This window comes from Rhizobium sp. N122 (genome assembly GCF_002211295.1).
GTDB lineage: Bacteria > Pseudomonadota > Alphaproteobacteria > Rhizobiales > Rhizobiaceae > Rhizobium.
Genome location: NZ_LOKU01000006.1, coordinates 134,079 through 152,343, shown reverse-complemented (window position 1 = coordinate 152,343; position 18,265 = coordinate 134,079). Strand labels below are relative to the sequence as shown.

Here is an 18,265-nt window from a genome sequence, read left to right as displayed (position 1 = left end):
CGATCAGTCCTCGCCGTCCCAGATCAGCACCCGGATCGGTGTCGGATCGAAGCCGTTGCAGGGATTGTTGACCTGCGGGCAGTTGGAGATGACGCAGAGCACGTCCATTTCAGCCACCAGCTCGACATAGTCGCCGGGCGCGGAAATGCCGTCGACGATGGTCATTTCGCCATTCGGCTTGATCGGGACATTCATGAAGAAATTGATGTTCGGCACAATGTCGCGCTTGCTCATGCCGTGCCTGGTCACTTCGAGCACGAAATTGTCGCGGCAGGCATGCAGGTATTTCGTGCCGTGGCCGAAGCGCACCGTGTTGCTTTCGCAGGAGCAGGCGCCGGCGGAGGTATCATGGCGGCCGCAGCTGTCGGCCGTCATGACAAGCATGACGTTGCCCTCGTTCGAGACGATCTTCGTGCCGGCGCCGATATAGGCGCCGCCCTGCGCCCGCATCGTGTCCTGGTTGGAATAGCGCTCGGCAAAATCATCGGCGCGATAAAACAGCGTGTCGATCGCCTGCTGGCCGTAGCTGTCTTCGATGCGGATCGTCTGCCCCTTGCGCACGATGCCGGACCACGGCGCTTCGGCCGGGATGAAATGATCCTGCACGGCGTTTTCGAGGCTGCGTGAAGCTGAAGTCTTGATGAAATCGGTCATCGTCATCCCTCCTCAGGCCAGCATCGCGGCGTTGTTCTCGAAGCCGCGAAGGGCTTCGGCGGTCGCCGTGCGCGCGAGATCGTCGACGGCGGGCGCAGCTACACGAAAGCGCGTCACGGTCATCGGCTTCGGCGCATAGACCGGATCTGGATCGAGCGGATGCGGGCAATTGGAAAAGCCGACGATCATGTCCATTTCGGCGCGCAGTTCGGCATAATCGCCGCTGTTGGAAAGCTTGCCGCGCCAGTGGAAGCCACCGTCATCGTCGACGCGGACAGGAGCGAAGAGATTGAGAATCGCCGGGATATCACGCCTGGCGAGACCGAGCTTGCCGGCGACGAGTACGAGGTTGTCGCGGGTGTTGCGAGTTTTGACGCCAGGATATTTTACGGCGTTCGAGGCCGCTGTCGAGCCGCCCATCAGGCAGTCATGAGCACCGGAACTGTCCTCGATCAGCGAAAACATCACCCGGCCCATATCCGAGAAGATGACGCGTCCCTTGCCGAGGGCGGTCGTCCACTGAACCTTGACCGTGTCGACGAGATTGAGCCGCTCGCTCGTGTCAGCGGCGTTCCAGGCAACGAGCGCCACGGTCGATCCGCCTTCGCCCTGATCGATGCGGAGCGCCTCGCCGCGCTTCAGCGCGGTCGACCAATACCAACCGCCGGGAATGGTCTCCTGATGAATGATCGCGGCCGCATCGATGGCAGGGGCGGGCAGGGGGCTCGGGGCCGGCAGGGCCTTCGGCGCGAATTCCAGCCCCTTCTTCTGATGTTCCTCGTAACGCTGCCGGTTGGCTGATATTTCTTCGGGCGAACGTCTGACATGCATCATGGTTTTTCTCCTGACGGACTGGAAGCCGGGTCGTCCCGACGATGGCCCAGAGAAATGACCGGGCCGTCCCGGTCGGGGCTGAAGATGGACGGCGCACCGGCAAGCCGGGGCGGCCAGATGGAAATGTCCTTGGTGATGGTCGCGCCGTAACGCTCCTTCTCCTCCGGACGGTCACGCCGGCGCTCGAACGCGACGACGCGCGTCGCCAGCGTGAAGGCCTCGCGCATGTCGTGCGTCACCATGAGGACGGTCATCTGCGTTTCGTGCCAGAGCCGTTTCATCAAGGCATGGATTTCGGCGCGAATGCCGGGGTCGAGCGCCCCGAATGGCTCGTCGAGCAACAGCACTTTCGGCTTCATGATGAGCGCCTGCGCCAGCGCCAGGCGCTGCTGCATGCCACCGGAAAGCTGCGCGGGGTATTTGTCCTCGGCGCCGGCAAGGCCGACTTCGCCGATCAATCGCCGCGCCTCGTCGACCGCACTGCGGCGGGTAGCGCCGAAAAGCTTTGCCTTGTAGCGCGCCGTGGAAAATTCACGGCCGAGCAGCACATTGCCGAGCACGGTCAGATGCGGGAAGACGGAGTAGCGTTGGAAAACGACGCCGCGATCCGGCCCCGGCTCAAGCGGCAGCGCTTCGCCATCCAGCCGTATGGCACCCCGCGTCGGTCGTTCCTGGCCAAGCAGCATGCGCAGGAAGGTCGTCTTGCCGCAGCCGGACGGACCGACAAGCGCGACGAAGGCGCGCGAGGCGACGGTCAGCGACACGTTCTCAAGCACGATCTGGTCGCCATATTCCTTCCAGACCCTTTCGATCACCAGCTCGCTCATGCCTGCTTCTCCAGTTCCGACCAGGGGAAGAGAGCGATGCGGATTCGATCGAGGATGTAATTCACGACCACGGCGAGCAGCGTGATCCAGACGACATAGGGAAAGATCACGTCCATGGAGAGGTAGCGGCGCACGAGGAAGATGCGGTAGCCGAGGCCGGAATCCGACGAGATCGCCTCGGCCGCGATCAGGAACAGCCAGGCGGGGCCGAGTTGAAGCCGGAGACAGGTGATCAGCCGCGGCAGGATTTGCGGCAGCACGACGCGAAGGCCGATCTGCCAGGAAGAACCGCCCAGCGTTTCAGCCTTGACGATCTGTTCGCGCGGCAGCTCCAGCGCCTTCAGCGCCAGGTCGCGGATCATCGTCGGGGCAACGCCGATGGCGATGAGCGCGATCTTGGAGGCTTCCCCAAGCCCCATGACGATGAAGAGGATCGGCAGCAGCGCCAGCGGCGGCACCATGGAGATGACGGCGACGAAAGGAGAGAGCAGCGCCCTGAGATACGGCAGCATGCCGATCAGCATGCCGATGACGAGGGCAGTGACGGTGGAGATGCCGAGACCGGCAAACAGCCGCACTAGGCTCGCCGCCGTATCAGACCAGAGCAAGTATTCGCCGGTGCGCGGATCGGCGACGAAGACCAGGCGATTGATCGCATCGGCAAAATCTGCGAAGCCCGGCAACAACTTGTCATTGGCGTTTTCCGCCAGTCGCGCCGCCGAGCCGAAAGCATAGGCGACGATCAGCAGCACGAAGGGCAGCAGCGTCAAGGCAAGCTGCGCACCCCGGCTCGGCCTCGTGTTGATCCAACGCATGAGAGAACTCCGCTGATGAAGGATGGCGGCGTTGGACAAGCCACGCCGCTGCTCGAAGGTTGCTCAGAGCGATGCGTCGGCGGCCGCCTTCATATAAGTCTCGGTAAAGCGCAGCTTGATGTTGCCGTTGTCGCCGAGAACCTTGCCATCCGGCATTTCGATGCCGATCACATCAGCGGACGGCGCGCCGCTGCCGAGCAGACCCTTTTCGAACAGGAAGGTGCGGACGAGATCCATCGTCTTCGGCAGGCTGCCCGACGCGGTAAAAGCAACCGCATCGGCCGGCTTGGCAAACAGCTTAGTGGCGGCAAGCTGGGATTCGAAGCCCTTGAGATCGGTGCCCGATGCCTGGCCCATCGCCTCGCGCGCAGCCTTGCCGTCGGCGCTGTCTGATGTCAGCAGCGCTGCCGTCTCATACCAGATGCCGGCAAGCGCCTTGCCGAAATTCGGGTTGTCCTTCAGCACGCCGGTGTTGGCGACCATCAGGTCGATGATTTCGCCCGGCACCTGTGAACTGTCGAACACTTTCTTGGCCGTGGGATCTTCGAGGATGGTCGAGACCAGCGGATTCCAGGTGACGACAGCCGTTACGTCAGCCGTCTTGTAGGCAGCGACCATGTCGGCATCGGAGGTGTTGACCACTTTGACGTCGCGCTCGGTCATCTTGGTGCTTTCGAGCGCCCGGGCCAGCAGATAGTGCGAGACGGAGAATTCGACGAGATTGACGTTCTGGCCCTTGATGTCGGCAAGGCTCGCCTTGTCTTTCAGGATGACCGCGTCATTGCCGTTCGAAAAGTCGCCGACGATCACGGCTGTGGTATCGACGCCGCCGGCGGCCGGGATCGACAGTCCGTCCATATTGGTGAGAGTCACGGCATCGAAGGCACCGGCCGTATACTGGTTCATCGATTCGACGTAGTCGTTGAACTGGGTGACCTCGATCTTGATGCCGTATTTGTCAGCCCATTTCTTGACGATGCCGTGATCGGCGGCATAGCCCCAGGGCATCCAACCGACATAGATCGACCAGGCAACCTTGAAATCGGTCTTCTGTTCAGCTTTTGCGATGGAGCCGAGGCCCAGCGCCAAGGATGCCGTCAGTGCGGTGATGGAAAGAAGCTTCGAAAAAGTCTGCATTGAAATTCCCCTTTTGCTTTTCATCAAAAGGGATCGGCAAAGAACCATCGTGCCGCCAATCCCTTGGCTTACGAGGTCTCCCGGGTTTTTATCCCGCCGTGCACCCGGCAGGATGTCTCCCCTGCCGGTGGCAGCTCTCGGACCAGTCACGCCTTGTGACGCCGGAACCCTAGCCACCAACTCTGCAAATATCGAAGCAAGCGGCGTGCCAGGTTCCAAATCATTGATTTCACTGGAGGCATCATGGCGCCGCCCGTGGCGCCATCGCATGGCGCATGCACTTGCGCAAAAAATGTGCGCAGCCTGCCGTCACCATAGGCTGTTTTTTTGCTCGGAAGAAGGAGGAGCGCGCGCAGCGAACCTGAAACGTTGCTACGCTTCAGTTCCGGAAGGCACCGGCGGGCACCGTCGTCACCAGCCGGATATCGCGGCGGAAGTCCGATGGCGACATGCCGGCGATGTGGCGGAAGGATTTGTTGAAGGCGCTGATCGAGCCGAAGCCGCTGTCCATTGCCACCGTCAGCACATTGGCGCCTTCGCTCATCAGCATCGCCTGGGCGCGCGACAGCCTGAGCAGCGTCACATATTTGCTGAGCGTCATGCCGGTCGATCGCTTGAACAGGTTCATCGCATATTTCGGATGCAGGTCGGCGGCACGGGCGATATCGACCGAATCGATGTCGTGCAGGAAATTTGCGGCAATGAAATCGCACATGCGCGCAACGCTGCGCGAGGAATTCGGATGCGGCTGATCGCCTTCCAGGCTGGCGACCGTCTTCGACGTCGTCATCGAATAGGGTTCGAGCGCGATGCGCTCGATGCGCAGCAGCAATTCGTCGACCGCGTGCTGGGCCTTGGCGGAATCGCCTGATTTGGAATAGCGGAACCAGCGGGCGAAATTCTCGTTGTCGGCGGCATCGGTCGCCGAGGTCAGCAGCGTCTCGCCCTTCATCAGCCGGCTGGAAATGCTGATCGGCAGACGCAGCCGGAAGAAATAAATGAGCGGCAGATGGGCGCCGGCATAGAGCGAATCATCCGAGGATTCGTCCATCTGATGCGGCTGGCCACCCCAGAAGAGACACATTTCGCCGGCGTTCAGCCGAAATTCGTGGTCGCTCATCCGATAATGGACAGTGCCGCGCATGACGAAGTTGACCTCAACCTGCGCATGCCAGTGCGGCATGGCCATGACGAGCGGATGGTCATGAAACATCTGCAGCGCCGTAGGCGAACCCTCGATGCTGCTTGCGCCGGGCTGATAGATTGCACTCGTGCCGACCTTACTTTCCGCCAAATCCATATTCCCTTTTTAGGAGACAGCCGCTCCCTTGCAGTTAGTCTAACCGCGTTCGTGAAAGATCGGCAATTGAAAAGGGAGGATTTTCAATGCGCTTCAAACTTCTCGCTGCGACCGCAGCTGTCGCACTGCTTGCTTCCGGCTCCGCATTCGCTGAGTCGGCCAATCTCACTATCTGGAGCTGGAATGTCGCCGCATCGGCCTTGAAGTCCACGCTTCCGGGCTTCAACAAACAGTTTCCCGATATCAACATCACCGTCGAGGACCTCGGCAACAGCCAGGTCTTCGACAAGACGCTGGCTGCCTGCGCCGCCGGCGGCGACGGCCTGCCTGACATCGTCAGCATCGAAAATTTCGAGGCTGAAATCTTCTGGAGCCGTTTCCCGGATTGCTTCGCCAATTTGAAGGAGCTCGGCTACACCCCCGAGATCCAGGCGAAATTCCCTGACTTCAAGCGCACCGAGCTCGAAGTCGGCGACGTCGCCTATGCCATGCCGTGGGATTCCGGTCCTGTCGCCGTCTTTTACCGCCGCGACATGTACGAAAAGGCCGGTGTCGATCCGAGCACCATCAGCACCTGGGACGATTTCATTGCTGCGGGCAAGAAGATTTCCGCCGCCAATCCCGGCGTCGTCATGGCCCAGGCCGACTTCAACGGCGACAGCGAATGGTTTCGCATGATCGCCAATGAACAGGGCTGCGGTTATTACTCGACCGACGGCCAGAATATCACCATCAACCAGCCGGCCTGCGTCGCCTCGCTGCAGAAGGTGAAGGAAATGAAGGATGCCGGCACGCTGACGGCAGCCAACTGGGATGAAAAGATCCAGGCCAATACCGCCGGCAAGGCCGCGAGCCAGCTCTATGGCGGCTGGTATGAAGGCACCGTGCGCTCGACCTCCCCCGATCTCAAGGGCAAGTGGGGCGTCTACAGGATGCCGAGCCTGACGGCCGACGGCCCGCATGCGGCCAATCTCGGCGGTTCGTCGCTCGCCATTTCGGCAACCTCGGCAAACAAGGAAGCCGCCTGGAAATTCGTCAACTACGCCCTCGGCACCAATGAAGGCCAGATCACCATGCTGAAGGAATTCGGCCTGGTGCCGTCGCTGCTCTCGGCCGAGAAGGACCCCTTCATCAGCGAACCGCAGCCCTATTGGGGCGGCCAGAAGGTCTGGGCCGATATCCTGGCGACGCTGCCGAAGATCGTGCCGAGCCGCGGTACCGCTTTCCAGAGCGATGCCGAAGCCATCTTCAAGGCAACGCAGACCAAGTTCTTCGCCGGCGGTTATCCGGACGCGAAGGCAGCCCTCGACGACGCCGCCAAGCAGATCGCTTCGGCGACCGGGCTTCCCGTGGCGCAATGAATGACGATGCCGGGCGCTTCAGGCGCCCGGCATTCTCCCGCCTTGCAAGGCGGCCGGTCATTCGTTCGTGAGGAGAAGGCTCGATGCCGTTCAGAACCCGGAGCGCCTATGCGTTCCTTGCCCCCTATTTGCTGGTCTTTGCCACTTTCTGGGTCTGGCCCATCATCAATTCGTTCCTGATTTCCTTTCAGAACACCCGCATCAATCCGTGGAAATACAGTTTCCAGGCCAATTGGGGCCGGCTTTTCTACGACCCGGCCTTTTACAACGCTCTTTATAACACGCTGATCATCCTGGTGATCCAGGTGCCGGTCATGATCGCGCTTGCGACCGTCATGGCCGTGATGCTCAATTCGCCGCTCTTGAAAGCGCGTCCGCTTTTCCGTTTCGCCTTCTTCGCGCCCGTCGTCGTCGGCGAGGTCGCCTATGCAGCGGTATTCCGGCTGATGTTCAGCCTCGATTTCGGCATCATCAACAAGCTGATCTCCGCCGTCGGCCTGAGCCCGGTTTCCTGGTTCGACAATGCCAATGCCGCCATGGCGGTGATCATCCTCGCCGTCACATGGCGCTGGGCCGGTTATAACGCCATCATCATCCTTGCCGGCCTGCAGTCGATTCCCGACGATGTCTATGAGGCAGCGACCCTCGACCGGGTGAGCAAGGTACAGCAGTTCTTCCACATCACCCTGCCGCTCCTGAAACCGATCATCCTGTTCTGCGTGGTGCTCTCGGTGATCGGCACCATGCAGCTCTTCACCGAGCCCTTCCTCATTACCAATCGCGGCGGCCCCGGCGGCGGCACCGAGACCCTCGGTCTGCTGCTCTACCGCCAAGGCTTTACCTCGCTGAACTTCGGCTATGCCTCGGCGATCGCCTACACGATGGCTTCCCTTGCCGTGGTGATCTCGCTTCTCAATCTCTGGGTCGGGAGGGATCCGAAATGAAATCCAGGTCGCAATCCCTTCTCATGCGCCAGATCGCGCTGCACGCCGCATTGGCGCCGCTTGCGATAATCTGGCTGTTTCCGCTCTGGATGATGTTCGTCTTCTCCACCATGCCCGACAACGGCATTTTCAGCCCCGACATCGTGCTCTGGCCGTCGACCAACTTCATCGCGAATTTCAAGAACCTGCAGGCCGATACCGATTTCATCGGCGCCATGACGATCTCCGTCGGCGTCGCGATCATCTATACTTTCCTGTCGGTGATGCTGACCTCGATGGCGGGTTGGGCGCTGGCGCGCTACCGTTTCGTCGGCCGCTCCATCGTCATCGCCATCATCCTCGGCACGATCACGCTGCCCTTCTCGGTGGTCGTCATCCCGCAATTCATCATGGTGGCGCGCGAGTTCCGGCTGGCCAATACATGGGTGGCGCTGATCGTGCCGCCGCTGTTCAATTCGCTCGGCGTGCTGTTCATGCGGCAATCCTTTTCGATGATGCCGGGCGAGTTGTTCGATGCGGCCCGTGTCGAAGGCGTCAAGGAATGGCAGATCTTCCTGCGCATCGCCTTGCCGCTGGCGCGCCCGACCATGGCGGCGCTGGCGATCATTCTCTTCCTCGCCTCTTGGAACAACTATCTCTGGCCGCTGCTCATCAATTCCAAACCGGGAATGATGACGGCGCCGGTGGCATTGGGAACGCTGATCGGCCTCACCAAGGTTTCCTGGGGCGGCATCATGGCCGGAGCGGTGCTGCTGACGGCGCCGATCCTCGTCGTCTTCGTGGCTCTCCAGCGCCATTTCATCGCCGGCATTGCGGCCGGCGCAATCAAGTAAACGGGAGGCTGCATGGCAGAGCTTTCACTCAGCAATATCGTCAAGCGCTTCGGCGGCTTCGAGATCATCCACGGCGCCGATCTCGAGGTGAAGGACGGCGAATTCGTCGTCTTCGTCGGTCCCTCCGGCTGCGGCAAGTCCACGCTGCTCAGGATGATCGCCGGTCTCGAGGACATCACCGCAGGCGAGCTTCGGATCGGCGGCAGGGTCGTCAACGACGTCGAGCCGGCCGATCGCGGCATCGCCATGGTCTTCCAGTCCTATGCGCTCTATCCGCACCTCACCGTCGAGGAGAATTTGAGCTTCGGCCTGCGGATGAACGGCAACCCGAAGGCCGATACCGAGCGGCGCGTGCGCCACGTCGCCGAGATCCTGCAGATCACCGAGCTGATGAAGCGGCGGCCGAAGCAGCTTTCCGGCGGCCAGCGCCAGCGCGTCGCAATCGGCCGCGCCATCGTGCGCGAACCCGAGGTCTTCCTCTTCGACGAGCCCTTGTCAAACCTCGACGCGGAACTGCGCGTGCAGATGCGCGTCGAAATCTCCAGGCTGCACAAACAGCTCGGCACCACGATGATCTACGTCACCCACGACCAGACCGAGGCGATGACGCTCGCCGACCGGATCGTCGTGCTGCGCGCCGGCAATATCGAGCAGATCGGCGCCCCACTCGACCTCTATGACGACCCCGCCAACCAGTTCGTCGCCGGCTTCGTCGGCTCGCCGAAGATGAATTTCCTCAAGTCCGTGGTGGTCGAGACGCAGCCGGGCAGGGCGGTGATCGCGCTGGAAAGCGACGCCAATATGCGCCTGCCGCTGCCCGTCGCCGCTCCGATCGAGACAGGTGCGAAGGTGACGCTCGGCATTCGTCCCGAACATTTTGTCGATGCCGGCATGGGTGACGCTGATCTTACCGTCGCCATCGACGTCGCCGAGCATCTCGGCAACACCAGCTACATCTATGCCGCCATCGGCAGCGAGCAGCTGATCATCGAGCGGCCGGAATCGCGCACCGCCGGCAATCGCGAGACGCTGACCGTCGGCCTTCCCGCACGCCACACATTCCTTTTCGACGGCGCCGGCAAACGGCTTCGCTAAACCCCTCCCAAGGCAGAAAGACGAAAGAGGCTTCCATGACTTCCGATCAACCGATCCGCTGGGGCATCATCGGCCCCGGCACCATCGCCCGCACCTTTGCAGACGGCGTCGCCCATTCGCGCACCGGCAAACTGGTGGCGATCGCCACCCGCAATCCTTCCAAGCCGGGACTGGCAGAAAACTTCCCCGGCGCCCGCATCGTCAACGGCTACGAGGCGCTGCTTTCGGACCCCGAGGTTGATGCGGTCTATATTTCGGTGCCCCATACCGGCCATGCCGAATGGGCGATCAAGGCCGCGCGCGCCGGCAAGCATATCCTTGTGGAAAAACCGATCGCGCTTTCGGCCTATGATGCCGAAGCCGTTTATTACGAGGCCAAGAAGGCCGGCGTCTTTGCTGGCGAAGCCTTCATGTACCGCGTGCATCCGCAGACGGAGAAGCTGGTCGAGATCATCAAGAGCGGCGTCATCGGTACCATCCGCATCATTCGCTCGAGCTTCGGCTTCAATATGGGCAGCTACAGGCCGGAGCACCGGCTGTTCGCCAACGATACAGCCGGCGGCGGCATTCTCGATGTCGGCGGCTATCCGGTCTCGATGGCGCGGCTGATCGCGGGCGCGGCGGAAGGCAAAGCTTTCCTCGAACCGGAAAAGGTCTCCGGCGTCGCTCATCTCGGCGAAAGCGGCGTCGATGAATGGGCTTCGGCCGTGCTCAAATTCCCGAACGAGATCATCGCCGAAGTCTCCTGCTCGATCATGGCGCAGCAGGACAACGTGCTGCGCATCATCGGGTCCGAAGGCCGGATCGAAGTCGCCGACTTCTGGTTCGCCTCCGGCCATAAGGGCGGCATCGGCAAGATCGAGATCTTCAAGGGCGGCAAGCAGGAAACAGCCGAGATCAAGGAAGATCGCTGGCTCTATTCCTTCGAAGCCGATGCGGCGGGCTATGCCATCCGCGCCGGCAGAACCGAATTCAGCGCCCCCGGCATGAGCTGGGCGGATTCGATCGGAAACCTGCGCGTGCTCGACCAATGGCGCGCCTCGGTCGGCCTCGAATACGGCGTCGAGAAGGCGGCGAAGCGCACGGCCAACATTGCCGGCGGCGCGGTCACGCGCGGCAACAGCATTCCGCAGCGCCAGATCCCCGGCATTTCCAAGCCGGCCTCGGTAGTGACGCTCGGCTTCGAGTTCTTCCCGAACTTCGCCGCCGCCTCGCTGACGCTCGACGCCTTCTACGAGGCCGGCGGCAATGCCTTCGACACGGCCTATGTCTATGGCGCGGGCAAGACGGAGGCAATCTTCGGCGACTGGCACACGAGCCGCAGGGTGCCGCGCGAGGAGATCGTGCTGATCGGCAAGGGCGCGCATTCGCCGCTCTGCTATCCCGATATGATCGCAAAGCAGCTCGACCAGTCGCTCGCCCGGTTGAAGACCGACTATGTCGACATCTATTTCATGCACCGCGACAATACCGACGTGCCCGTCGGCGAGTTCGTCGATGCCATGGATGCCGAGGTCAAACGCGGACGCATTCGCGGCATCTTCGGCGGCTCGAACTGGACACGCGCACGTTTCGACGAGGCGATCGCCTATACAGAGAAAACCGGCAAGGCGGCGCCGGCAGCACTTTCCAACAATTTCTCGCTTGCCGAGATGCTCGATCCGATCTGGGCCGGCTGCGTCGCCGCCTCCGATGACGACTGGAAGAAATGGCTGAACGAGAAACAGATCCCGAACTTCGCCTGGTCGAGCCAGGGCCGCGGCTTCTTCACCGACCGCGCCGGCCGCGACAAGCGGGATGACGAGGAGATCGTGCGGGTCTGGTATTCCGAGCGCAATTTCGGCCGCCGCGACCGCGCCATCGAACTGGCCAACAAGCTCGGCCGCAACCCGATCCACATCGCGCTCGCCTATGTGATCGCCCAGCCCTTCCCCGTCATCCCGCTGATTGGGCCGCGCACCGTTGCCGAGCTGGAGGACAGCCTGTCGGCGCTGGACATCCGGCTGACGGCCGATCAGGTGAAGTGGCTGGAAGGCTGATAGAAAGGGGGCGCGGGCTCGAACCGCGCCCCTCTTGATTTACTTCAGCCCTTCGGACGCCTTCTTTCGGGCTGCGTCGTCCATCAGCTCGTACCACATGGCGTTGAGGACAGCGAAGGCGGCGGCCAGCGGCAGGCCGAGGATCCATGCGAAATACCACATCGTTTCATCTCCCTCAGTAGGCGTGGCTGTTCTTGTCGGTGACGGATTTCTCGTCGACCTTGCCCCACAGAACCTTGTAGACCCAGGCCGTGTAGGCGAAGATGATCGGCAGGAAGATTGCCGACACCACCAGCATGATGAACAGCGTCATATGGCTGGAGGATGCATCCCAGACCGTCAGGCTCGATCGCGGATCGAGCGAGGAGGGCAGGATGAACGGGAACATCGAGAGACCGACCGTCGAGATGATGCCGAGGATCGCGACCGTGCTGAAGAGCAGTGTCATCACCTCGCGCCTTGCCCGCATCGCAATGAAAGCCAGTGCGGCGCCGGCAAAGCCGAGAACGGGTGCGGCGATCATCCAGGAATGGGCGGCGTAATTGGCCAGCCATGCGCTCTTTTCGATCACCACCGTTTTCAGCAGGGGATTGGAAGGCCCGATCGGGCTGATATCGCTGGTGATGCGGTAGCCGCCGACACCGACCCACAGGAAGAGGCCGCCGAGGGCAAACAGCACGATGGTAACAAGGGCGGCGATGCTGCCATAGCTTCTGGCCCGCTCGGCAACCGGCCCGCCCGCCTTCAGCACCAGCCAGGCCGCACCGTGCATCGTCAGCATGGCGACGGAGAGCAGGCCGCAAAGCAGTGCAAAGGGATTGAGCAGGGCGAAGAACGAGCCTTCGTAGAAGATCCGCATATCGTCGGCAAAGCGGAAGGGCACGCCCTGCAGCACGTTGCCGACGGCAACGCCGAAGATCAGCGACGGCACGAAGCCGCCGATGAAGAGCGCCCAGTCCCAGCCGTTGCGCCAGCGGGCGCTTTCCCGTTTCGACCGGTATTTGAAGCCGACCGGGCGCAGGATGAGCGCGAAAAGGATCGCGAACATCGCCAGGTAGAAGCCCGAGAAGGAGACCGCATAGAGCGGCGGCCAGGCGGCGAAGATGGCGCCGCCGCCGAGGATCAGCCAGACCTGGTTGCCTTCCCAGGTGGCGCCGATCGTGTTGATCACCACGCGCCGTTCCGTATCGGTCCCGGCGACGAAGGGCAGAAGCGTGCCGACGCCGAGATCGAAGCCGCCTGTCGTCGCAAAGGCGATCAGCAACACGCCGAGCAGCACCCACCAGATGAGGCGCAGCGTTTCATAATCGAGGAGTTCGTGAAGGATCATGGCTGGTCACTCCGCTGCTGGGACGAGGGTTTCGGAAATCAGCACCGCTTCCGGCTCGTCATCCGGCTCCGGCCCTTGTTTGATCGCCTTGATCATCAGGCCCATCTCGATGACGATCAGCACCGTGTAGAGCGCGGCAAAACCGATGATGGTCAGCAGTACGGTGCCGGCGCCGAGGCTGGAGACGGCTGCCGCCGTCGGCAGCACGCCTTCGATCACCCAGGGCTGGCGGCCGAACTCGGCGACGACCCAGCCGAGCTCGATCGCGACAAAGGGCAGGGGGATCGCCAGCACCGCAATCCTCAGCAGCAGCGGGTACTTGTCGAGATGGCGCCGGGCCGACAGCCAGAAGAAGGTTGATGTCAGCAGAATGAAGAAGATGCCGAGACCGACCATGATGCGGAAGGACCAGAAGAGTGTCGGCACATGCGGGATGGTATCGCGCGCCGCCTGGACGATCTGCGCATCAGTCGCCTGGCGCGGATCGTCGACATAGCGCTTCAGCAGAAGGGCGTAGCCGAGATCATGGCCGAGATCCTCGAAGGAGCTGCGCACCTCCTGCGCCACCTGATCCTGCGCCCGGGCTGAGCGGATTTGCATCAGCGCGTCATAAGCCCTGATGCCGTCGCGGATGCGGACCTCGGCCTGCTGTTCGAGCTTGTCGATGCCGGGGATCTCTGTCGTTAGCGACCGCGTGCCGATCAGGCCCATGACCCAGGGGATATGGACGGCGAAATGCGTCTCGCGCGCCTCCTGATCCGGGAAGCCGAAAGCGGTGAAGGCGGCCGGCGCCGGCTCGGTCTTCCACATGCCTTCGATCGCGGCGAGCTTCATCTTCTGGTTTTCGGTTGCGAGATAGCCACTCTCGTCGCCGAGCACGACGACCGAAAGCGCCGAGGCGAGGCCGAAGGAGGCCGCGACCGTCATCGAGCGCTTGGCAAGCTCGATGTGCCGGCCCTTCAACAGATACCAGGCCGAGACGCCGAGCACGAAGATCGAGGCGCAGACATAACCGGCCGACACCGTATGGACGAATTTCGCCTGGGCGACCGGGTTGAAGACGACGTCGAAGAAGCTTGTGATCTCCATGCGCATCGTCTGCGGATTGAGCGCCGATCCCACCGGGTTCTGCATCCAGCCATTGGCGATGAGAATCCAGAGTGCGGAGAAATTCGAGCCGAGCGCCACCGCCCAGGTGGCGACGAGATGGCCGACCTTCGACAGCTTGTCCCAGCCGAAGAAGAACAGACCGACGAAGGTCGCTTCCAGGAAAAAGGCCATCAGGCCTTCGATCGCCAGCGGCGCGCCGAAAATGTCGCCGACATAATAGCTGTAATAGCTCCAGTTCATGCCGAACTGGAATTCCATGACGATGCCGGTGGCGACGCCGATGACGAAATTGATGCCGAACAGCGTCCCCCAGAATTTCGTCATCTGCCGCCAGATCTGGCGGCCGGTCATGACGTAGACGGTTTCCATAATCGCGAGCAGCACGGACAGGCCGAGCGTCAACGGCACGAACAGGAAGTGGTAAAGCGCCGTCAGCGCGAATTGAAAGCGCGATAGCGCAACGATATCTAGTTCCATTGTCTTTCTCCCACGGTCCCACGGGGTACGGAGCATTCCCAAGCGCCGGGTGGCGGTTGAGGGCATGCGGCTTTCGCTCAATCCGGCCGAAGCCGGTCGAGCGCCTTTTCGAACGCCGCCTCTCCGCGGCGCGAAACTTCTGTGATACGGCCGCCTTCGATGACGGCGATGCGGTCTGCGATGGCAGCTTCGCGGCGGATATGGGTGGCGATGGCCAATGCGCGGCCGTCTGCCATTGCCGACAGGCGGCCGAGCACGTCGCGGGCGGTGGCGCCGTCGAGGCCCTCCGTCGGCTCGTCGAGCAGCCAGAGCGGCGTGTCGCGCAGGAAGAGTCGGGCAAGCGCCAGCCGCCGCGACTGACCGCCGGAAAGGCCGAGACCGCCTTCGCCGAGCGGCGTATCGATCCCCCGCGGCATGGCCTCGACATCGGCAAGCAGACCGGCGGCAGCCAGCGCTTCGCGAAGACGCGCTTCGCTGGCATCCGGGTTGGCAAGGGTGAGATTGCCGCGCAGGCTGTCCTCGAAGAGTTCCGTCCGCTGGGTCAGCAAGGTCGCCCTTGTCGTCGCAACACGCCCCGCGCTCGCCGGCAGTTCGCCGGAAAGCAGGGCGAGCAGGCTCGACTTGCCGGCGCCGCTGCCGCCGACCACGGCCAGCCGCTCGCCTGGCCGGAGCGTCAGGTCGATGCCTTGGAGCGCCAGCACGGCGGAATTTTCATGGAAGGCGGAGACATCCGTCAGCGAAAAAGCATATCCCGGCAGCGCTGCCGCCAATGGCTCCGATGCCCGCGCGGCGGCAAGCCGCGGCGCGACCCGCTTTGCCGCAAGCAGCGTCCGCCCAAGTTCCAGTGCACCGCGGCGCAGTGCCGCGAAGGGTTCGGTCGCCGCGAAGGCGACCAGCAGGCCGAGGGCTGCCACAGGAGCGGTAATCGCCTTCGTCTCCGCAAGAGCGGCGACGGCAAGCAGCGATGCCGTCAACAGCAGGGTGGAGACCAGGCCGAAGCCGAAGGTCAGGCCGGTCTCGACGCGGTTCAACCGATCGTCGGCGCCGCCGGTGTAATGGTCTGCCGCAGCGATGGCCTGCCTTTGAGCCGCAAGCCGGCCGGCCATCAGCAGGTCGGTCTGGCCGGCGACGAGATCGATCGTCCGCGACCGCAGCGCCTCGATGCCATGGGCGCGCCGGCGGGCATATTTGCGCGCCACCCGGGCGGCGATCAAGGGCAGGCCGAGGCCGGCACCAATGAGAAAGAGACCAACGAACAGGCCGAACAGGGGATGGATGAGCCCCAGCACGAGGCTTGCCGCAAAGGTGGCGCCGATCGCTACCGCGGCCGGTACAAGGATCCGGAGATAGAGGGAGTCGAGCGCATCGATGTCGGCCGTCAGCCGGAAGAGCAGTCGTGCCGGACGATGCAGGAGCATGCGCGCCGCGCCCGGTTCGGCGAAGCCGCGAAACAGTCTTTCGCGAAGAGCCGCGAGAACGCTGAGCGTCGCATCATGGGTCGCAAGCCTTTCCCCGTAGCGTGCCACTGTCCGGACGATGGCAAGCAGACGGATGCCCGCCGAAGGCGCAAAGACGTCGAAGGTGATGGCAACGGAGGCGGATAGGCCGGCAAGCGCGGTGCCGGTGATGAACCAGCCGGACAGGCCGAGCAGGGCGATGCCCGCCGTGACTGTGGCCGCCGAAAGTGCGGCGCCGAGCAGCAGCGCGCGCCGGCGCTCCGCAAAAAACAGACGCAGGATCGGCTTGAGGTCTGCAGCGAACGTGCTCATTCGGCGGCCTCCCGGATCATGATATCGGCATCGATGCGGATGCTGCGATGCATGCGCGCGGCCAGAAGCGGATCGTGGGTGGCCACGATCAACGTGCGCGCCCTCGCAAGCGAAAGCAGGCTCTCGGTCACTTCGGCGGCAGTGGCGGCATCGAGATGCGCGGTCGGCTCGTCGGCGAGGATGATCCTCAGATGGGGATTGCAGGCCGCCCGCGCGATCGCCAGCCGCAACGCCTCGCCGCCGGAAAGCCCGATTCCGCCTTCGCCGAGCGGCCGGTCGCCATAGGCCTCGGCCACCTTTCCGAGTCTCGCGACATCCAGTGCGTCGGCCACATCGCCGCGCAGCACGCCGGGTCTGCCGAGCGCGATATTCCCCGTTATGGTGCCGGCAAAAATATGCGGCTTCTGACCGATCCACGCCATGCCGTCCCGCAGGTTGGCGGCAGTCTCATCCGCGAGCTCGACGCCGCCAATGACGATATGGCCGCCGGTAGAGGGCGCCAGCCCCGCCATCAGCGATAGGAGCGTCGATTTGCCGGAACCGCTGACGCCAAGAAGCGCCAGATGTTCCCCGGCAGCGATATCGAGGTTGACACCGTCGTGGATCAACAGTTCGTCGGCGCCGTAGCGGAAGGCGAGATTTTCAAGGCGGATAGCCGGCGCTTCGGCGGCGGCAAGCACCGCTGGCGCGATTTCGGCTGTTCCTCGAATGGACAGGCCGCCGCCTCCAGCCAGAGCATCCAGCGCTTTCATCGCTGCTTCGCCGGCCGCCCGATCGTGCCAGACGGCCGATAGCTCGCGCAATGGCTCGAAGAAGGCCGGCGCCAGCAGCAGGATGAACAGTCCCTCGGTCAGGTCGAGCCGGCCTGCCCAGGTGCCGAAGCGGATCTCGCCGAGCAGGCTGAAACCGACATAGACGGCGATCATCGCCACGCCGAGCGCGGCGAAAAGTTCGAGCACGGCCGAGGAGAGAAAGGCAATCTTCAGCACCGCCATGGTGCGCGCACGCAGCGATTCCGCCTCGCGGCGAAGCCTGAGCGCGGTGGCCTCCACCGCGTCGAGCGCGCGGATCGTCGCCAGTCCGCGCAGCCGATCGAGCAGGAAGCCGTTGAGGCCGCCGGTGGCAACAAGCTGCTTTTCGCTGGCCGTCTGGGCGCGCCAGCCGATCAACGCCATGAAGATCGGGATCAGCGGCGCGGCAAACAGCAGCACCAGCGCGGCGACCCACGAAACCGGAAGGATGACGGCAAGAATGATCAGCGGCACAAGGCTCGCCTTCACCCGCGCCGGCTGGAAGCGGGCGAGATAGGGCACGATGAGCTCGGCCTGCTCGCCGATGACGCTCGCGGCTTTGCCGGAGGCCGACCGGCGACGATCGATCGGCGATGACAGGGAAAGGGCAGCCGCCGCGACCTGCCGCCTGCGGCTGAGTTCGGCGCGCGCGGCACGAAAGGCGAGGCGGCCGCCGGCCGCGTCGAGACCGCTTCTTGCCAATCCGAGGGCGAGGATACCGAGAGCCGGCCAAAGAACGTCGCGCAATCCGCCGCCATCGGCAATGCGGCCGACCGAGAGGGCGAGCAAGCCGGCCTGCGGGATCCAGATGGCGGCGGCCAGCGCCTGCAGCATCGCCGCCTTGCGCAGCCCGGCCTTCGCCGCGTCACCGCGGGGCAAAACGGCATCGCCATCCGGCGGTCGCGTCTCTGGTCTGTCTGTCGCGTCGAAGAAAGCAGTGCCCATGGCG

At 63.2% G+C, this 18,265-nt stretch carries 16 protein-coding genes and 1 riboswitch; of the genes, 5 read left to right on the top strand and 11 right to left on the bottom strand.

All coding sequences use genetic code 11. From position 1 onward, the window contains the following. Positions 1–3: 3 nt before the first annotated feature. From ATY75_RS06475 to ATY75_RS06450, 6 genes are all read right to left on the bottom strand, one after another. The gene (locus tag ATY75_RS06475) at positions 4–654 is read right to left on the bottom strand and encodes an urea amidolyase associated protein UAAP2 (protein WP_088936919.1); all 651 of its coding nucleotides are present in this window, start codon (positions 652–654) and stop codon (positions 4–6) included. 12 nt (positions 655–666) lie between these two features. Further along, positions 667–1,488, bottom strand: coding sequence for an urea amidolyase associated protein UAAP1 (locus ATY75_RS06470; RefSeq protein ID WP_088936892.1), 822 nt, complete (start codon positions 1,486–1,488; stop codon positions 667–669). Beyond that, positions 1,485–2,315, bottom strand: coding sequence for an ABC transporter ATP-binding protein (locus ATY75_RS06465; protein ID WP_088936891.1), 831 nt, complete (start codon positions 2,313–2,315; stop codon positions 1,485–1,487). The genes ATY75_RS06470 and ATY75_RS06465 overlap by 4 nt, the downstream gene beginning before the upstream one ends. Further along, a complete protein-coding gene (locus ATY75_RS06460) occupies positions 2,312–3,130 on the bottom strand; it encodes an ABC transporter permease (protein WP_088936890.1) in 819 nt (272 codons plus the stop codon). The genes ATY75_RS06465 and ATY75_RS06460 overlap by 4 nt, the downstream gene beginning before the upstream one ends. A 63-nt stretch (positions 3,131–3,193) precedes the next feature. Then, on the bottom strand, positions 3,194–4,267 hold the full coding sequence (locus ATY75_RS06455) for a putative urea ABC transporter substrate-binding protein (protein WP_064842205.1): 1,074 nt from the start codon (positions 4,265–4,267) through the stop codon (positions 3,194–3,196). Positions 4,268–4,342: 75 nt separating this feature from the next. Then, positions 4,343–4,451: riboswitch (guanidine-I (ykkC/yxkD leader) on the bottom strand. A 195-nt stretch (positions 4,452–4,646) separates the two neighbouring features. Then, positions 4,647–5,567, bottom strand: coding sequence for a helix-turn-helix domain-containing protein (locus ATY75_RS06450; protein ID WP_064842202.1), 921 nt, complete (start codon positions 5,565–5,567; stop codon positions 4,647–4,649). Between the two features lie 86 nt (positions 5,568–5,653). Here ATY75_RS06450 and ATY75_RS06445 point away from each other — a divergent pair, with 86 nt between their 5' ends. The 5 genes from ATY75_RS06445 to ATY75_RS06425 all read left to right on the top strand — a co-directional run bounded on the left by ATY75_RS06445 (position 5,654) and on the right by ATY75_RS06425 (position 11,839). Continuing rightward, positions 5,654–6,928: an extracellular solute-binding protein gene (locus tag ATY75_RS06445; protein ID WP_088936889.1), complete on the top strand. Its 1,275-nt coding sequence runs from the start codon at positions 5,654–5,656 to the stop codon at positions 6,926–6,928. An 83-nt stretch (positions 6,929–7,011) separates the two neighbouring features. Beyond that, the gene (locus ATY75_RS06440; protein WP_088936888.1) at positions 7,012–7,872 is read left to right on the top strand and encodes a sugar ABC transporter permease; all 861 of its coding nucleotides are present in this window, start codon (positions 7,012–7,014) and stop codon (positions 7,870–7,872) included. After that, positions 7,869–8,705 carry a carbohydrate ABC transporter permease gene (locus tag ATY75_RS06435; RefSeq protein ID WP_088936887.1) on the top strand — a complete coding sequence of 279 codons (837 nt, stop codon included), beginning with the start codon at positions 7,869–7,871 and terminating at the stop codon, positions 8,703–8,705. The genes ATY75_RS06440 and ATY75_RS06435 overlap by 4 nt, the downstream gene beginning before the upstream one ends. 12 nt (positions 8,706–8,717) lie before the next feature. Next, positions 8,718–9,800, top strand: a complete 1,083-nt coding sequence (ugpC, locus tag ATY75_RS06430) for a sn-glycerol-3-phosphate ABC transporter ATP-binding protein UgpC (protein ID WP_088936886.1) — start codon at positions 8,718–8,720, stop codon at positions 9,798–9,800. 35 nt (positions 9,801–9,835) lie between these two features. Further along, a complete protein-coding gene (locus ATY75_RS06425; protein WP_088936885.1) occupies positions 9,836–11,839 on the top strand; it encodes an aldo/keto reductase in 2,004 nt (667 codons plus the stop codon). A 39-nt stretch (positions 11,840–11,878) separates the two neighbouring features. Here ATY75_RS06425 and cydX read toward each other — a convergent pair whose 3' ends face one another. From cydX to cydD, 5 genes are all read right to left on the bottom strand, one after another. After that, positions 11,879–12,001 (bottom strand): cytochrome bd-I oxidase subunit CydX, encoded by a 123-nt coding sequence (cydX, locus tag ATY75_RS06420; protein ID WP_064842190.1) that lies wholly within the window; start codon positions 11,999–12,001, stop codon positions 11,879–11,881. Positions 12,002–12,014: 13 nt separating this feature from the next. Then, positions 12,015–13,169 (bottom strand): cytochrome d ubiquinol oxidase subunit II, encoded by a 1,155-nt coding sequence (gene cydB, locus ATY75_RS06415; protein ID WP_088936884.1) that lies wholly within the window; start codon positions 13,167–13,169, stop codon positions 12,015–12,017. A gap of 6 nt (positions 13,170–13,175) precedes the next feature. Further along, positions 13,176–14,756, bottom strand: coding sequence for a cytochrome ubiquinol oxidase subunit I (locus tag ATY75_RS06410; protein WP_088936883.1), 1,581 nt, complete (start codon positions 14,754–14,756; stop codon positions 13,176–13,178). A 77-nt stretch (positions 14,757–14,833) separates the two neighbouring features. Continuing rightward, positions 14,834–16,525, bottom strand: a complete 1,692-nt coding sequence (locus tag ATY75_RS06405) for an amino acid ABC transporter ATP-binding/permease protein (protein ID WP_088936882.1) — start codon at positions 16,523–16,525, stop codon at positions 14,834–14,836. After that, complete coding sequence (gene cydD, locus ATY75_RS06400) at positions 16,522–18,261, bottom strand: thiol reductant ABC exporter subunit CydD (RefSeq protein ID WP_088936881.1); 1,740 nt, start codon at positions 18,259–18,261, stop codon at positions 16,522–16,524. The genes ATY75_RS06405 and cydD overlap by 4 nt, the downstream gene beginning before the upstream one ends. Positions 18,262–18,265 lie beyond the last annotated feature (4 nt).

Bases quoted from the DNA above. Each gene is read 5' to 3' on its own strand.
- cydD (WP_088936881.1), bottom strand. From the start codon at position 18,261: ATGGGCACTGCTTTCTTCGACGCGACAGACAGACCAGAGACGCGACCG.
- ATY75_RS06445 (WP_088936889.1), top strand. From the start codon at position 5,654: ATGCGCTTCAAACTTCTCGCTGCGACCGCAGCTGTCGCACTGCTTGCT.
- ATY75_RS06470 (WP_088936892.1), bottom strand. From the start codon at position 1,488: ATGATGCATGTCAGACGTTCGCCCGAAGAAATATCAGCCAACCGGCAG.
- ATY75_RS06405 (WP_088936882.1), bottom strand. From the start codon at position 16,525: ATGAGCACGTTCGCTGCAGACCTCAAGCCGATCCTGCGTCTGTTTTTT.
- ugpC (WP_088936886.1), top strand. From the start codon at position 8,718: ATGGCAGAGCTTTCACTCAGCAATATCGTCAAGCGCTTCGGCGGCTTC.
- ATY75_RS06450 (WP_064842202.1), bottom strand. From the start codon at position 5,567: ATGGATTTGGCGGAAAGTAAGGTCGGCACGAGTGCAATCTATCAGCCC.
- ATY75_RS06435 (WP_088936887.1), top strand. From the start codon at position 7,869: ATGAAATCCAGGTCGCAATCCCTTCTCATGCGCCAGATCGCGCTGCAC.
- ATY75_RS06465 (WP_088936891.1), bottom strand. From the start codon at position 2,315: ATGAGCGAGCTGGTGATCGAAAGGGTCTGGAAGGAATATGGCGACCAG.
- ATY75_RS06460 (WP_088936890.1), bottom strand. From the start codon at position 3,130: ATGCGTTGGATCAACACGAGGCCGAGCCGGGGTGCGCAGCTTGCCTTG.
- ATY75_RS06475 (WP_088936919.1), bottom strand. From the start codon at position 654: ATGACCGATTTCATCAAGACTTCAGCTTCACGCAGCCTCGAAAACGCC.
- ATY75_RS06425 (WP_088936885.1), top strand. From the start codon at position 9,836: ATGACTTCCGATCAACCGATCCGCTGGGGCATCATCGGCCCCGGCACC.
- ATY75_RS06440 (WP_088936888.1), top strand. From the start codon at position 7,012: ATGCCGTTCAGAACCCGGAGCGCCTATGCGTTCCTTGCCCCCTATTTG.
- cydX (WP_064842190.1), bottom strand. From the start codon at position 12,001: ATGTGGTATTTCGCATGGATCCTCGGCCTGCCGCTGGCCGCCGCCTTC.
- ATY75_RS06455 (WP_064842205.1), bottom strand. From the start codon at position 4,267: ATGCAGACTTTTTCGAAGCTTCTTTCCATCACCGCACTGACGGCATCC.
- cydB (WP_088936884.1), bottom strand. From the start codon at position 13,169: ATGATCCTTCACGAACTCCTCGATTATGAAACGCTGCGCCTCATCTGG.
- ATY75_RS06410 (WP_088936883.1), bottom strand. From the start codon at position 14,756: ATGGAACTAGATATCGTTGCGCTATCGCGCTTTCAATTCGCGCTGACG.